Source organism: Bifidobacterium sp. ESL0800, assembly GCF_029395355.1.
Classification (GTDB): domain Bacteria; phylum Actinomycetota; class Actinomycetes; order Actinomycetales; family Bifidobacteriaceae; genus Bifidobacterium.
Map to the genome: position 1 here is coordinate 178,638 of NZ_CP113913.1, position 16,263 is coordinate 194,900.

General features: G+C 53.8%; 11 protein-coding genes. 8 read left to right on the forward strand and 3 right to left on the reverse strand.

Annotation, left to right across the window (positions count from 1 at the left end; all coding sequences use genetic code 11):
• Positions 1 to 598 precede the first annotated feature (598 nt).
• The 3 genes from OZX75_RS00795 (at position 599) to OZX75_RS00805 (ending at position 5,482) form a co-directional block, all read left to right on the forward strand.
• Complete coding sequence (locus OZX75_RS00795; protein ID WP_277146350.1) at positions 599 to 2,305, forward strand: SpaH/EbpB family LPXTG-anchored major pilin; 1,707 nt, start codon at positions 599 to 601, stop codon at positions 2,303 to 2,305.
• Positions 2,306 to 2,505: 200 nt separating this feature from the next.
• Positions 2,506 to 4,245: a SpaA isopeptide-forming pilin-related protein gene (locus tag OZX75_RS00800; protein ID WP_277146351.1), complete on the forward strand. Its 1,740-nt coding sequence runs from the start codon at positions 2,506 to 2,508 to the stop codon at positions 4,243 to 4,245.
• A 61-nt stretch (positions 4,246 to 4,306) separates the two neighbouring features.
• Entirely contained in the window at positions 4,307 to 5,482 is a 1,176-nt protein-coding gene (locus OZX75_RS00805; protein WP_277146353.1) for a class C sortase, read from the forward strand.
• Between the two features lie 86 nt (positions 5,483 to 5,568).
• On the opposite strand, the gene OZX75_RS00810 is transcribed toward OZX75_RS00805, so the two are convergent.
• The 3 genes from OZX75_RS00810 to OZX75_RS00820 form a co-directional block, all read right to left on the reverse strand.
• On the reverse strand, positions 5,569 to 5,856 hold the full coding sequence (locus OZX75_RS00810) for a ribbon-helix-helix domain-containing protein (protein WP_277146354.1): 288 nt from the start codon (positions 5,854 to 5,856) through the stop codon (positions 5,569 to 5,571).
• A gap of 3 nt (positions 5,857 to 5,859) precedes the next feature.
• Positions 5,860 to 6,132, reverse strand: coding sequence for a hypothetical protein (locus OZX75_RS00815; RefSeq protein ID WP_277146356.1), 273 nt, complete (start codon positions 6,130 to 6,132; stop codon positions 5,860 to 5,862).
• A 459-nt stretch (positions 6,133 to 6,591) separates the two neighbouring features.
• Complete coding sequence (locus OZX75_RS00820; RefSeq protein WP_277146357.1) at positions 6,592 to 7,818, reverse strand: ATP-binding protein; 1,227 nt, start codon at positions 7,816 to 7,818, stop codon at positions 6,592 to 6,594.
• Between the two features lie 722 nt (positions 7,819 to 8,540).
• Between OZX75_RS00820 and OZX75_RS00825 the strand changes: the two genes are divergently transcribed.
• The 5 genes from OZX75_RS00825 to OZX75_RS00845 all read left to right on the forward strand — a co-directional run bounded on the left by OZX75_RS00825 (position 8,541) and on the right by OZX75_RS00845 (position 16,257).
• Positions 8,541 to 9,071 carry a LytTR family DNA-binding domain-containing protein gene (locus OZX75_RS00825; RefSeq protein ID WP_277146358.1) on the forward strand — a complete coding sequence of 177 codons (531 nt, stop codon included), beginning with the start codon at positions 8,541 to 8,543 and terminating at the stop codon, positions 9,069 to 9,071.
• Between the two features lie 162 nt (positions 9,072 to 9,233).
• The gene (locus OZX75_RS00830) at positions 9,234 to 11,102 is read left to right on the forward strand and encodes an isopeptide-forming domain-containing fimbrial protein (RefSeq protein ID WP_277146359.1); all 1,869 of its coding nucleotides are present in this window, start codon (positions 9,234 to 9,236) and stop codon (positions 11,100 to 11,102) included.
• Between the two features lie 171 nt (positions 11,103 to 11,273).
• Positions 11,274 to 12,332, forward strand: coding sequence for a class C sortase (locus OZX75_RS00835; RefSeq protein WP_277146360.1), 1,059 nt, complete (start codon positions 11,274 to 11,276; stop codon positions 12,330 to 12,332).
• A 159-nt stretch (positions 12,333 to 12,491) separates the two neighbouring features.
• Positions 12,492 to 15,485, forward strand: a complete 2,994-nt coding sequence (locus OZX75_RS00840; RefSeq protein WP_277146362.1) for a BspA family leucine-rich repeat surface protein — start codon at positions 12,492 to 12,494, stop codon at positions 15,483 to 15,485.
• A 496-nt stretch (positions 15,486 to 15,981) separates the two neighbouring features.
• Positions 15,982 to 16,257, forward strand: a complete 276-nt coding sequence (locus OZX75_RS00845) for a CopG family transcriptional regulator (RefSeq protein ID WP_277146364.1) — start codon at positions 15,982 to 15,984, stop codon at positions 16,255 to 16,257.
• The last annotated feature ends 6 nt before the right edge of the window (positions 16,258 to 16,263 follow it).

Genomic DNA, 16,263 nt, shown 5'->3' on the forward strand with positions numbered 1-16,263 from the left:
GCACTGCTGGCGTTTGCACCTTGTGTTTCGGACGACGGGCCAGGGTCGGCGTGCAAAAATGGTGACTGCGCCATCTAAAACGCACTTTTCGCACGGTGCCGTGTAAAAAGTGCAATTTAGTATCGCTAAAACGCACTTTTCGCACGGTGCTGTGTAAAAAGTGCGATTTAACATCGCTAGAACGCACTTTTCTCACGGTGCCGTGTAAAAAGTGCCTGGGGCTCAGCCCTGAACCATGCCCCAGCCCCTGACGATGACGTCGGCTTGGTATGGCAATGAACGATGGTGGCTGCGGTCTGGTCTGGGTCGTCGCCAAGTCGCGTCAAATCGTGTTGATGCGACTTGCTGCGTGCGTTTTGTCGGTTGACGCGCGGGTTATGAACAGCATTGTTCATTTAACGGCAGTAATTCGTGGGCCGAATGACGCAGGTTACCGGCGATTTTCGACCGCTTAGGGATTGAGGCACATTGAACTGGGCAATGAGCGTAATACTAGAAGTATAAACAGGACATTTATAGCTGGAACTATGCCATCAATGGCGAAAAGCTGTAGTCGCGCCAACGGGCCATGTCGTTGACGTGCAAGGAAGGATAGTGGATGAAGAGCGGAAAGCTGATGAAGCTACTGGCGATGGTGACTGCATGCGTGGCGAGCATGGCCACGATGGCAGCCGGTGCCGTGAGCGCTTCCGCTGACGACTCTGGGGATAACAGCCATGTCAACCTAACTATCAAGGGTAGTGAATACACGATTGCCGGGCATAAATTCACGGCGACGAAGCTTGCAGATTATGTTAACGTCGACGCCGTCGGTGGGACGTTTGGTGTTTCCACTATTCAGGACAATCCAGCTTTGGTGAAAGCCATCAATGAAGCCGGCGATGTTCCTGCGGGGTCTAAAAGCGATCCGATGGCATGGCTGGTTCAGCAATGGAACGGGGAACAGGAGCTGACGTCTCCGTATACTGGCAGTATACGTACGTTTGTCACCAAGCTTTCGAAGGAAAGTGAGGCTTTGGATGCAACGGCGCTCCAGCCGGTGGAGGGTGCCAAAGGCGATACTTCTGTTACCATGGATCTGGTTAATGGCATTTATCTTATTCGCGATATAACGGATGTGGTGGAGAATAATAGATTGTCCAGAGCCGTACCGATGTTGGTCTCCACTACGGTAAGCAAGATTCCGAACAAGGGCAGCAGTGAAATCGATGTAAAAGCCTCAAACGTCAAAGTCACGAAGCATGCCGATAAGAATACGCATAAGATTGGCGACACGGTCCCGTTCACGATTGAAAGTCATGTTCCTTTATTTACTGCTACGAATGTATATAGTGCTGGTTTGGAGATTGATGATCAGCTTGATGATGGGTTTACGTATGATAATTCATCCACGCCTGTGGTAAAGATCGGTGATACTACGCTTATCAAAGACACGGATTATACGTTGAAAGTCTATACCAGGTATGGCCACAGTCCGGTTGCGGCTGATGCCAAGGTGGCTGGTGCGGAAATGTATTTCCTGTTGACGCCTTATGTCCAAGCTCAGATACAGCAGGGAAACTATGATATAGCGGGAAAAAGTATTACGATTACCTATGATGTGGTTCTCAACGAGAACGCAAAAGTTGACGCTGATGGCAATGTCAACGACGTTCAATTGGATTATAAACCCGGGTGCAATTGGACAACTGTACCGGGCAATAAAGTATATGTGTTTACCGGTTCCATCAAGCTGATCAAGAGGTCTCAAGGGACCGGGGAGATGTTGCCTGGCGCAAAGTTCCAGGTGTTTGAAGACCCGGACGCGACTACGCCGCTGAACTTCGTATACGAGGGGCAGGCAGATGACGGGAAGACCTACGACGTATACCGTACGGCTAAGGCCGGTGAGTCGGGCAGCAGCGACGTGTTGACAACATCAGCTCATCCCTTCTGGCTTAAGGGATTTGAGGATGGTACCTATACGTTCAAGGAGACTAAGGCACCTGATGGTTATCTGCTTCCTATGGGCTTGAGTTTCAAAGTTAAGGTGTCTCATACGGTCGATGATGCTGCTCCGTCGAAGGCCACGTACAAGTATGAGCTGACTCCTGACGCTAATAAGTTGACATCTATCGCGGACAACATGAATGAGCTGACGGTGGTGAATACCAATTCGGTGCTTAAGTTGCCTGCCACTGGTGCTGTCGGCATCATCATGCGGTTGGTGGCTGGCGCGCTGGTGATTGGTGCTGCGCTCGCCATATACTTCGGCGTGCGTCACCTGCAGCGTGTGCGCAAAGCCGCTAAAACGGCAAGCCGCTGATACAGCAGCTGCAATTCACTGTGGAATTGATGCATTTCACCTGCGAATTTCGACCGCTTGGGAAGAACGTCTTATGCAGCTAGGCAATGAGTGTAATACTGGAATAGTAAAGCGATAGCTATGCCTCGAATCGCGGAAGTGGCGGTGAAGGCTGTAGTGATACCTGAAAGTTTTGTGGGTGAGTGAAGGAAGGATTGTCGATGAAAAATGGAAAGCTGATGAAGCTGCTGGCGATGGTGACTGCATGTGTGGCGAGCGTGGCCACGATGGCCGCAGGCGCCGTCAGTGCCTCGGCAACGCCATCGTATTATCGTGATCCGCATAGAGTCGATTTGACGCTTAGTGGAGATAAGAAAAGCATCGCTAACCATACATATCAGTTAGTGAAACTTGCTGATTATATCAATGTCGATGGAGATAAAGGAACTTTTGGCGTATCTACGGTTGAGAGTGACGATGTAAAGACTGCTATCCTTAATGCTGCGAAAGCCGCTGATATTAACATTCCTGAAAAGAGTCAAAGCGATCCAATGGCCTGGCTCGTGTGGCACTGGGGTCAAGATTCCGACAACGGTAGTGAGCTGATTTCTCCCTATGAAGGTAATGTACGCAAGTTTGTTAAGAAACTTGCTCCAAAGGTCAATAATCTCGGTGAAGAGAAGGGGCCTGCTGGTGATGAAGCGACTTCGTTCAAGCTTAATGTTGTCAATGGAATCTATCTTATTTGTGATGTGACTAGCTTCCCGTCACCTACAGAAATGGTTAGACCCGTACCGATGTTGGTGAGTACTTCGGTAAATTTGATTCCCGAAAAGGGAACAAGCGAAATTCATGTGAAAACTTCAGAGGATGTTCCGCATAAAGCAGTAGATAAAAAAACGCATAAGATTGGCGATAATGTTCAGTTCACTATTACCGATAAAGTCCCGCTTTATAATCTCCATGATAAGGAAGATAAGGGGAAATATGTATTGGAGCTTGTTGATCGATTCTCAGAAGGGTTTACATACGTTCCCGATACTTTTGGAGCGGTTGCAACCATCGATAATGTGCCTCTTACATTAGGAACAGATTATACGATAAGAGTTCAACATTATAACGGAGATGCAGTAGATTCTAATACTAGTGTTGCGGGAGCCATGGTTATTTTTGATTTCTCAAACTATATTACGAATAAAATAAATGCTGAAGATTACACTGCGATTGGTAAAGAAATCAAGGTTGTGTATTATGCGTTGCTTAATGAAAACGCGAAGACTGATAGTGATGGGAATGTTAACGGGGTTGACGTTTATTACGGACTATGCTCCGGAGAGACTCGGATACCCGGCAAGGATGTATATGTCTTTACCGGTTCCATCGAACTGACCAAGAAGTCTCAGGAGACCGGGGATGTGTTGCCTGGCGCAAAGTTCCAGGTGTTTGAAGATCCGGACTCGACCACGCCGTTGAACTTCGTGCACAAGGGAGCCCAGCTTGTTGACGGCAAGGTCTACGACGTATATGCTACGGCTAAGGCCGGTGAGAAGGGCAGTAGCGACGTGTTGACGACTTCGGCGGATCCTCTCTGGATTAAGGGATTTGACGATGGTACCTATACGTTCAAGGAGACTAAGGCGCCTGATGGTTATCTGCTTACGCCGGGGTTCAACTTCAAGGTTGATGTGTCGCATACGGTCGATGATGCTGCTCCGTCGAAGGCCTCGTACAAGTATGTGCTGACTCCTGACGCTAATAAGTTGACATCCATTGCCGATAATACCAATGAGCTGACGGTGGTGAACACCAAGTCGGTGTTTAGTTTGCCTGCTACCGGTGCTGTCGGCATCATTATGCGGTTGGTGGCCGGTGCACTGGTGATTGGTGCTGCGCTCGCTCTGTTCTTCGGTATGCGTCACTTGCAGCGTGTGCGCAAAGACGCTTACTCGGCAGGCCGCTAGGCCTGCGCTGATTCGGTAGTAATCAGCAATAGCCGGTAGTTATTGGAGATATAGTAAGGCCATGCGTTCCAAAGCCAAGCAATCGAGAAAGTCCGTTCCGGAGCGTCTCGAAGGTGTTGGCCGGGAGCGCATGGCCTCTTCTTTTTCGCAGATTGTCGCGGCTCCGAGGCGGCCCAAGGGCGCGAAGTCGATTGATCTGATGATCGCAGGCATCAAGGCGGTGGCGGTGCTGATGCTGCTGGTCGGGGTGTGCATTTTCGGCTATCCGTTCGCCGCCCAGACGGTCAGCACCTACAAGCAGGCCGAATCTTCCAATGTCTTATCCGGGAAAATGGACGCGAATCCGGACGCGGCCAAGGCGCTCGCCGACGCCGACGAATACAACCGCGAGCTTGCCGCATCGGGGCAGCAGACGATCGGTATGCTTAATCCGTATACTGACGCAGAGAACTTCGGTCAAGGCGTGTCTAATAATAGAACGTCGGGCAGCGGAACGTCCCGTAATGGAACGTCTGATAACACCGCTTCGGACAACGGAGAGAGGCATAACGGAACGTCTAATAATGCTATGAATGACGCTGCGTCGGACAGCGGTGAGAGCGACGCCGCTGCGACGAACGACAAGCGCTATATGAGCCTGCTCAACGAGGGTGCCGGCATGATGGGCGTTGTCGTCATCCCCAAGATTTCCGTGGATCTGCCGATCTATCACGGCACCGCCCTGCCGATACTCCAAATCGCGGCGGGGCATCTGCACGGCACCTCCCTGCCCGTGGGCGGGGCTTCGACGCACGCCGTCATCGCCGCGCACAACGGCATGACCAAGGCGTTGATGTTCACGCGCCTGGACGAGATGAAAAAGCGGGACGTCTTCTACGTCAAGGTTCCCGGACGAAAGCTGGGGTACCGCGTCGACCGCATCAGCCTGATCAGGCCGGACGACGACAGCAAGCTCAAGGTCGAGCCCGGCGTCGACAGGGTGACGCTCATGACCTGCTTCCCCTACGGCATCAACGACCACCGCCTTCTGGTCTCCGGCGTCCGCGACCATGCGCTCGACAAGACCTACCCCAACGACTACGGCAGGCGCATGATGGCGGCGATCGCAGCCGTTCTCACCGCCCTCGCCCTAGCCGTCATCGGCATCGCCGCATCCATCGTCCGCCAGCACCGCCATCGCGTCGCACGCTCTCGTCACGCGGCCTCGGGCAGAGCCTCCCGCCACATGGCTCGCTGAGTTTCCAGATACAAGGTAGGCACAAAATAATTCTGCCTCCATGCGCTCGGGGAAAAACCAAGTTTGTAAATCTTCCAATGTCGCTCTTATGCGCTCTGCCGTCCAAGCTCCCTGTGGCAGGCCTCGCGCATGAGATCGGCGAAACTCACGCCGCGCTTGTCAGCGGCCTTACGGAGCGCCTCCGCCTCGCTGCCCGGCATGCGGAACGTCACCGGCACCATCGGCTCCTCATACAGCGGCGGGCGGCCGAGCGGCTTGTTGACGACAAGCTTGCCGGGGGTGCCGTGGTAGATGCCGTTGTCGGCGTCCTTGTCCCACCGGTCGACCATCTCGTCGGTGACCTCGACTCCGCCTTTTGCCCTGTAGTCCTTCATGGGTTATCTCCTTCCCAACAGCTGACGAATCTCGACCTCGCTGAACCTCATCTCGGCGAGGAACTTCTTTCTTGCCGGTGCGACGTGGAAGATGATCCACTCATCGTCCTCCATGCCCGCATACGCGATCATCTCGGTGAGCCTGCCATGCCAGTCCCAACCGAGAGCAAGCATCTGGTCCGGCTCATAGCCGCCCTGGCGGGGAAGCATGCGCGCGGCACCAGTCCATGCCGCGACGATTTCCTTCTCATCGAGCCAAGGACGTTTCTCCAACACTCTTGGATGCAGGCAAACCAGCAAATCCCCACCTCTTTTCTTTTCGTATACATAAAGAATATCTTTTCGTATACAAAATAGCAAGACACTTCTCCATCAGCTATAGGCGATGCCTCAAAACGCAAAATCTCGATGAGGTGTCGGAATTGATACGGCTTATGGCGTAAGGGCTGTCAACGCTTGTGTTTGTCGTTTCGCGATCGGTTATAATGGCAGTGAATGCCCCGGAACGTCACTTATGCGAAATATCATAAAACCTCGAGGTTTTTCGTTAACGTCCTGTGTCGTTTGTTTTCAGCGTCGAGAGGTTTGGTTGATGATATCTACTTGCAGATTATGGTGATTCCTACTTATAAATTATGGTATTTCCTACTTGCAGATTATGGTAAAATCTGAGCTCTGCCACATTGTGGCAAGAGAGACCGGATGCAAGCTCAATAGGCCCGCGTTGCCCGACTGTCAGTTCTGCTCGGTGAGCCATTTCGGCGCGTGGACGATGCGGATGCCGTCGTCTGTGACGCCGGCGGAGAGCGGGTCGAGCGTGATGACGGTGCGAGGGAACGCATCGGTCAGGCTTTGCAGGGCGCCGATTTCCCGTTCGCGCGTGCCTTCCTCGAGCATCGACAGGGTGACCTGGATGTATTGTTTTTTCGGTCCGCGTCGCGCCACGAAATCGACCTCGCTGTTCGCCCCAGTCCCAACGGTGACGGCGTACCCGCGGCGGCGCAGTTCCATGTAGACCACGCCTTCGAGCTGGGCGCCGATGTCTTTGCCGGCGAATCCGTTGGCAAGGTTGCGGAATCCGTTGTCGACCGGATAATACTTGTTGGTCGGCCGCAGGATGCGTTTGCCGGCGATGCCCTCTTGCTTGGCGCGGTGGATGATGAAGGCGTGCTCGAGTGCGGCGATGTCGCTTTCAACGGTTTTGGGCGCGACGTCGGTGCCCGCGCTGCGCAGGGTGTTGGCGACCTTCCGTGTGGAGAAGAGGTTGCCGGATGTGGAGAAGAGGTATCGGCTGATCTTGTTCAGCGCCGGGATGTCGCGGATGCTGTTGTGCTCGGCCACGTCTTTGACGACGATGGATTGGTAGATGTCGTCGAGTGCCTCCCGCGCCTGCGTCTCGTCGGGCAGGCCGTATTTGAGCAGTCCGGGCATGCCGCCGAAGCGCATGTAGTCCGAAAGATAGTCCGTGTTGGCCGTGGCATTCTCGCCGAGCAGCCCGCGATAGTCGAGGTATTCTGCGAACGAGAGCGGGTAGACGGGGATCTGCAGGTATCGTCCGGCCAGATACGTCGCCAGGTCGCCGGAAAGCAGTTGCGCGTTGGAGCCGGTGATGAAGACGCGGGTGCGGCTTCTGGTGTGCAGACGGCGGACGATTCTCTCCCAGCCGGGCACGTCCTGTATCTCATCAAGGAAGACATAGAAAGGCTGGGTTTCGTCGGCTTTGGCGAATGACTGCTCGAGGTCGCGGTAAAGGTCTTTCGCGCTGTAATCGAGAGGCGTGGTGAAATCGTCAAAGCGCTTGAAGAAGATGTTCGATTGCGGCATGCCGGCGTCGGTGAGTTTTTGACGGTATTGACACAGCAGAGTGGATTTGCCGCAGCGCCGCACGCCGATGAGCACCTTGATCTCGTCGGTGGCGTCGTGCTTTTCCAGTTGGCGCAGCAATGCCGTGCGTGGCACCATAACGGGTAATTTTTCGGATCGCTTATCGTTCATATTGTTAATTATAATGCTCAATTCATTATTTCATTGCCAAGTTGGGCATTATAATTAACAATTTTGTTTTTTGGCGAGAAGTCAAGGCAAATAATCCCTACTTACAGATTATGGTCTTTCCTACTTTAAGATTATGGGGACTTCTACTTTAAGATTATGGTTTTTTCTACTTGCAGATTATGGTAATCTCTACTTTAAGATTATGGTTTTTTCTACTTGCAGATTATGGTAAGACCGGAGCTCTGCCGCATTGTGGCGAGGCGGGCCGGGCGCAAGCGCAATAAGACCGGTGCTATCCCAACCGTCAGTTCTGCTCGGTGAGCCATTTCGGCGCGTGAGAAATGCGAATGCCGTCGTCGGTGGAGACGAATCGGATGCGGCTGTCTTCTGCGTTTTTAGCGATTACCTATTTGCCTGCGGGCCGGATGCCGGGAAGCGTTGCGTCGGGGTAGTCGAATCTGAGGCAGTCGTCGGCGTTGATGACCGCGTACTACTCGAGCTGCATCGGCCCGGGTTTCGTCGATATGTCGCGTTTTTTCGCATTGTTTTCAGTTGACTGTCAATACCCGAATTCTATCGGTATATCGCGTTTCATTGCATTTGCGCGAAACGAGCGTAGACAATTATTTAGACATAGTGATACAATTAACGTATTGTGCTTTAGGAGACTGTGAGGGGAGGAGAGCCGGATGAACGTTGATTTTCAGTCGGATTCGGATTTGCGCAACGACCAGATCCGCGTGGTCGTCCATGCCGCCAAACCCACAGGAGAGGTGACTCGGCTTCTTCGCGGCATCGCGGCGTTGGAGCAGGAGGTTTCCTCGATCGTCTCGGTGCAATCCGGGGGCAGGCTGGAAGTCGTTCGTAAGAACGATATCGTTGCCATCGAAATCGATGGCGAGTTGCTGCTGTTGAAGATTTTTGATTCCGACGCCCAGCAGTATAGAGACAACGCGTCTGCGGAACCTGCGTCCGAAGAGCCGGTCAGCAGTCCCAGAATCCGCACGTTGGCGATAAAGGACGGGCTTGCGCATTTTGCGAAATGCCTTTCCAAGGCCGATTTCGTGCGGGTCTCGCGTCAGGTGATTATCAATCTGCGATATCTGCAGTCGTTGGAGATTTCTTATTCGGGAAACATGATGGCCAAGCTCTCGGGCGGGGTCACGGAAACGGTGAGCCGCCACTACGTCACCAATCTGCGTAAGCTGCTCGGGGCTTAGGGGGTTGCCGTTATGTTTATTGCTTTTTTGCACTTGTCGCCTTGGCAATTTTGCGTCGAGGTGAAGTTAGGGAATCGGAAAGGATGTGATTTCACGGCGCATAGGCAAACAAAACTGTCGATTACAAACAATCAATAGAAGTGAAGGAAGGTAATACAAATAATGAAGATGGGAAATAAATGGCTGCGTAATGCCGCGGCCGTGGCCGTGTCGGCCGCGACGCTGCTGGCGTTTGGCGCGGTAGGAGCAGGAACGGCTGTCGCCGATGATACCAATCTCGACTTGACGACCATGTATAATACCGGCAAGATTACTATCACCAAGGGGACTCCAGGCCATACATACAAGGCGCTGCAGCTCGGCAAATATGCCTATGCGACGCATGATGTTCATGACCCGGCCCAGCCCAGCGATACAACCAAGATGACGAGTCTTTCGGTCGACTCCCTGACCGCTGGTGGTGCGGGTGATGTCGACAAGGCTGTTTATAAAGCCGCGGATAAGGCCGAGCAAGATCGCGCTGCGGCCGTGACTCCTACGCCGGAGACGCCGAAGACGGTTCCTTCGGACAATGCCATCGGCTGGGTCGAGCAGAACTGGGTTGAGGACAGTAGCACGACGCATGCTGGTATGCTCCGTAATTTTGTGATGCAATTGGATAAGCAGACCGCTATCTCGGACGGTATGAGTAGTACCTCTACTCCTTCGCAGACAGTTGCTGACAACGGTGACGCGGTGTTTGAGAACCTTCCGATTGGCGTGTATCTGGTCGAGGATACCTCTTCTGTCTCCATAGCGGATCCTTCCAAGCCGTCTAACAGCGACACGAAGACGATCCCGATCTTGGTCGGGACCACGGTTGGCACCTATGATCACCTCAACGCCGAAGAGCTCGGCAAGATTGAGGCGAAGAACAAGGTCCCGGATATCTCCAAGACCTATGACGGTGTTACCGGCGATCATACCAAGACCGCTGTTGTCGGCGACAAGCTCGACTTCACCATCAATACGAAGGTGCCGGTGTATACCAACTACGCGACGTACAAGTTCGAAATCCACGATCAGGCTGGCGACGGTCTGTCGAACATTTCTGATGAGGCGGCAACTCCAACCTATACCGTCGATAACCTTAAGGTCACGATTGGAGGAATAGAGATTACTGCCGGTCCTACCACTTACACAGTGGAAGTCACGGAGCACGGCTTCGTCATCAAGTTCGTGAATATCATGAATTACACGATTGACGATGCCATCGTGGTGACTTACGATATGAAGCTCGTCGATACGGCCAAGGACACCGGCAACACGGCATGGCTCGTACATTCCGGCGATCCTGGCATCGACTGCAAGAAGCCGGAGAATGCCGCTCTGGCTGCATGCAAGATTCCTAGCCCGCATACCCCTCCGGCTGGTCCGAAGAACTGGGAAGTCACTATCTACAACGTGCTCAAGGACGATACGTCCCCCGCTTTCGGCGCGAAGTACACGGTCTATAAGGTGGACGGTACCACCGAGACCCAGTTGAAGTTCGGCCCGGCCAGCGAAAAGACGCTTACCGGTTACACCGCTCCGGCCAAGGCCTATGCTTATGGCTACAACGCGAGCGGTTCCGTTGAGGAGCTGGGTGTTTCTGACGGCAGCGCGATCAGGGTTTCCGGTCTTCAGGAAGGCACCTACAAGTTCGTGCAGACCAACGCTGCGTCTGGCCAGCAGGGCACGGTGAAGCCGACGTTCACCGTCAAGATCGCGAAGGCGACCGCGCCCAACAACTCCAACTTCGACTTCACTGCTGATCTTTGGAATCTGTCCAGCGTAAAGGGTGATGGCGAAGGACTCAGCGTGAACAAAGCGGATACCAAGAGCTATGACTTCGATGTGCAGGTCAAGAACGTCGATTCGCTTTCGAATCTGCCTATGACCGGTGGCGCAGGCATCCTGCTCGTGGTGCTGCTGGCCCTTGTCCTCAGTGGCGTCGCAGTGGGCACCACCGTGTTGCGTCGGCGTGATATGGCCGACGACATGGATGACTGATCATCCGGCCTATGCGGTCTGATCGCTGATGACTGCAAGGCGTGACGAATGGGGTTGTTGTGTTGCCTCACTCGTCACGCCTGTCATCGGCATCGTCCGCAAAAGCGACAGAACGTACAGGGCACGGTGAGTGCGCCGGTGCCGTAGGTATCAATCAGTCATGGGGTATCGATGAAGAAAGAGCGTTTCAAAGGTTCACGGCGTACGGTCGTCGCCAAGCCTTTGGGGGCCTTGCCTTTCTGGGAGGTCGTGCGGAGGCGTCGCAGCAATGCTCGGTTCGTCCGCCGTCTCATTCTTCAATGTGTGCACAATTTCTGTGTCATCGCAGTCGTGATTGTGATACTGTGGGTACCCGTCAACAGGATGATCAGTGCGCGAAACGAAGCAATCGCCTCGGCGCAGGCGGCCGCTGAGATGGCGCGTTGGCCACGTGGCCATATCAAACAGGAGTACCACGACGCCCAGCGCTACAACGCCGACATCGCGCGATCCGGCCAGTTTTCGCTCGGCAAGACGTCCAATCCTTTCGCGCAGGACGCCGGCAATGACGAGCAATCGTTTGAGGACAAGCGTTACCAGTCGCTGCTGAAGACGAAAAACGGGGTGATGGGCACCATCAGGATTCCGAAGATATCCCTGCGTCTGCCCATTTACCACGGCACCTCGAAGGACGTGCTGCAGGTCGGCGTCGGCCATCTGCACGGCACCAGTCTGCCGGTCGGCGGCAAGTCGACCAACAGCGTGCTCACCGGTCATCGAGGGCTGGTGGACGCGGAGCTCTTTACCCGGCTCGACGAGCTGAAGAAAGGCGACGTGATCTACATCCAGACGCTGAACCGCACCATGGGTTATCGTGTGAAGGCCATCAACGTGGTCTCGCCGACGGATGTGCACCTCTACAAAGTGGTGCCGGGGCGCGACTTGGTGACCTTGATGACCTGTACGCCCTATGGCGTCAATACGGAACGCTTGGTCATCACCGCCGAACGGGGCAACATCCCCAAAGACATTCCGCGCTACGACGGTTCCAGAGACGCGGTGTTGGTGGCGGTGTTGGTGGCGATTGCCATCTTCCTGCCGGGGCTGCTTTGGCTGCTGGCCCGCAGCTACCGGCTGCTGTTGCCTCCGCCTCGCCATTACGACGGCACGCCTGATGCCGGGTGGACGCATATGGGGCATCCGCGGGTGCTGAGCTCGCTGTTGCCGCAAAGAATACTGAGAAAGCTATGACGGCTACATAAATCTTGAGACTGCATATTAGTACGTTGGCAGAGTATTTGACTCGCTATATGTCTAATATGGAAGTAGAAATGTGACAGGAATCACTTTGGTCTGGCAACGCCAGTAGACGCAAGGTGTTTGACGGATCATAGAAAGAGAAGTGCAAGTATGTTGGGTAGGAACGTGCGAGCAAAGCACAAGGATGTACGGCGCGGGAGGAAGACCCGCCACGCGGCGGTCTCCTTCGCGGCTGTCCTGGCCACCGTCGCCGCCCTGCTGTCGCCGTTGGCCGCGGGGGCTGCCGACGAGGTGCCTATCGCCGCGCACCACGACGACGCGTCAAAGGTCGCCAAGCCAAAAGCCGACGTGCCGAAAGCCGCATCCGCCGTATCGTCGCCGTCCGCTCCGCAACTGCCCGCATCCCAGCCGCCAGCGGCGAAATCCACCGTGCCCCAGCCGAAAGGCGATAACACGGCCCAGCCGCAAGACGATCCTCTCATACCTGCCGCAACCAACTGCGATAGCGTTCAACAAAGCGTGCGCATCGATGGCAAGTTCTCTTGGAGCTTGGGTATGGAGTCTGGCCAATGCGTCCTGCGGATCACTAGCAATCTTGGCTCGCTGGCTAAACCTATTCTGCCGAATATGACCGTTCCTTGGGCCAGATATCCGGGGGGCACACCAAATGATGTAGACTACCGCAGCCTGATCACGAAAATTGTCATTGAGAAGCCCATCATGCTTAAGCGCACATATGCCCCTTCATATGATCCTTCATATGACCCTTTAAACCAAGGCGGTTTCAACTTTGGTTATATGCCAAAGCTCATCGCCATCGATGGCATCGATAAGGTTGACACCAGTCAAAACGCTAATCTTTCCTTCATGTTCGATGGTGATAGTGCGCTCACTAGCCTCGACGTGAGTGGCTGGGACACCAGTAATCTCAAAACAATGCGGTTCGGTTTTCGCAACTGTAAGAAATTGAATGGTCTCAGGCTGAGACACGTGGGAAACAAATGGGACACCAGCAGTGTCGAGGACATGGTCGAAGCGTTCTACGGCTGTGAGAAGCTGACAAGCCTCGATATAGCAGGCTGGGACACCAGCAGTGTAAAGAGCATGAAAAATATGTTCGAGGATTGTGTGAGTCTGACTGGTCTTGATGTAGGGGGCTTTAACACCAGCAAAGTCACCATTATGAGCGGTATGTTCGCGGAGTGCCATAATCTACATGGCCTCGACGTAAGCCACGTCGGAAACAAATGGGACACCAGCAAAGTCACCGACATAGCTTACATGTTCCACGAATGTTGGAGTCTGACTGGTCTTGATGTAGGGGGCTGGGACACCAGCAATGTAGAGAACATGGCCGGTGTGTTCGCCGGTTGTCGGGGTCTGACTAGTCTCGATGTGAGTGGCTGGGACACCAGCAAAGTCACCAGCATGGTCTACATGTTCAGCGACTTCAAAGATGGTCCGACTAGTCTCGATGTGAGTGGCTGGGACACCAGCAAAGTCACCAACATGCTCTGCATGTTTAGTGGTTTCGATTTTTCGACCACTACACTTGTCGGTATCTCACACTGGAATACCAGCAGCGTCACAAACATGGAAGCTGTGTTCCAGTCGTGTTATGATTTGAAAACCTTGGACTTGAGTGGCTGGGATACCAGCAGCGTCGAAGACGGAGGTTTCATAGGGTTTTTCAGTAGCGACCAAGCTTTGGAGCAGATCACGCTGGGGCCGAAAACACATATCATCAAATCGTCGTCTGCTCCCTCGTGGCAAACTTACCCGGGGGATTCTGCACAAGGCGACACGGGTCCGTGGAAGCAGACAAGCCCGCTCGACTACACTCCGTTGTTCACTGAGACGCCGCAGGAGAGCCCTAGCAACACATACTGGCAGGATATGATGGACGATTCGCATCGGCTGAGTGGGGATAAGGCGGTCACGTACACGCGGCAGTATTACGCGTTCCTCCACTTCGATGCGAACCACTCCGGTACCTCGGGCTCGATGGACGACCTGCCGGTGCTTCTGGACTCGGACGACCATACAGCGACCACGAATCCCGTCACTCTGCCAGCCGTAGGGTACACATTGCCTGGCTTCAAGCTAGACAATTGGGACGTGGCTTCCGCCGGAGGCGGCATCCCGACCGCCACTGACAAGGGATCTTATCCCAACCAAGGAAAGCTCAAGGTCACAAACGCACAGAACCGGCAGATCATCAATCTCTATGCGCAGTGGAAGCCTGCCAAGCTCACTGGCATCGAGGTCACGCAGCACGGGCATACGGTCAATGGTGTGCTGAACTACGTGTCTAACCACGGGACTGCAAGAGCGGATACACCTTACCTCGAGGTCAAATTGAGCTATACGGTGATACCCGGTGCAAAAATCCAATTGTATGCGATACCTACCTATGCCGGCGTCGTTGACGAAGATATGGTCAATTTCCCCGTGCCTGCGTCCATGGTCAGAGCTGATGGACTGATTACCCAGATGGGGGACGGCATGGTGACCGAGTATGGCACTGCCGACAGTCAAGCCACCACGACTATGTACATCAACGGCAAGGACATCAAATGGCTTGACGAGTATCCCATCTATCGATGGCGGGTTTCTGCCAGAGTTACTGCGGACGGGAAATCCTCTGATTATAGTGACGCTTATTTCCGCATGGACTACGCACCGCCTTGTTTGGAAGGTATGCCTGAACATGCTCTCCCGGGCGACAATCTTTCTGGTACTCTATGGAACATGCCAGATGGCATTCCGCAAGTGTCGGCATCATCGGGCTGGCCCTCGACCGTTCCCATCCCGAATTCGCCTGTACGCAGGCCTGAGAGTACGACTACGACCCTGGCCGTTACTCCGAGCAGCGGGTCAAGCAGCTACTACAATCCCGGGTCTGCCGGGACATGGTCTTTCACCATACCGGACGACATGCCCTTGGGCAACATGACTATACAGGCCACGGACGCGAAAGGTAACCAGTCGGCGCCTATAAAGATACGGATTATTGAGAAGCCTCAGCCCTCGCTGCCCATGACGGGCTCTATCCCGTGGATAGGTCTGGCCCTCATCGTGGTCATTGCGGCCTTCGGGATTGCCATCGCCCACAACAGCAGCTACCGCCACACCTTCCGCTGATTGCTGCACCATAAGTCTGTTGTTATGGTTCGATTGAAGCGGCCCTGCACTTGATGGTGCGAGGCCGCTTTTTGGTTCTGGTCGCCTTGATCTGCCGGTTCTGCCGTTGTTTTACAGATGTATGTTCTTCCGCAACAAAAGATTCGCACTACTGAATGCAATAATCGGAAATCAGAGATGTCGGATACTCGTCACAGCTGTGTTATACTTGTGCTACACATGTGGTACGGGAGGTGGAAGTGGAAATTTTTGTTTTGGACAGGGTTCACGAACGCCATCCGGAATTATCCGAAAAAGATGTGGTTACCGCGTTCCGTAGTGTGATGACAGATGTACAACGAGAAGACGGTACTTGGATGGCGATCGGGCTTGACGGGCGTGTACGAAATGTTGAGATCCTTTACCAAGTACTGAGTAGTAGGGTGCTGATTTATCATGCGTTTACCCCACCGACCAAGAAATGCGTCAATGAGATAGAAAGGCTGAGGAGATAGCCATGACGATGAGCAAACGTGATAAGGAACTGCTGAAGCAGTTCGGTATGACCCAAAAGCAGGTTGAAACAAATGCGGAGCAGGCAGAATCGGAAATGCTTGACGATGGACTGAGGGGTCACGTCTATTATGGTCTGCATCTCGACCATGGTGACGAGCACATGGTGAACATCAGCCTGAGAATTCCGAAATCCATTCTTGATATGGTGGATACAGAGGCAAAGAAGTACCACATCAGTCGTAGTGAATATATGCGTCGCCGGCTCTCCGCTGCGTAGCGGAAA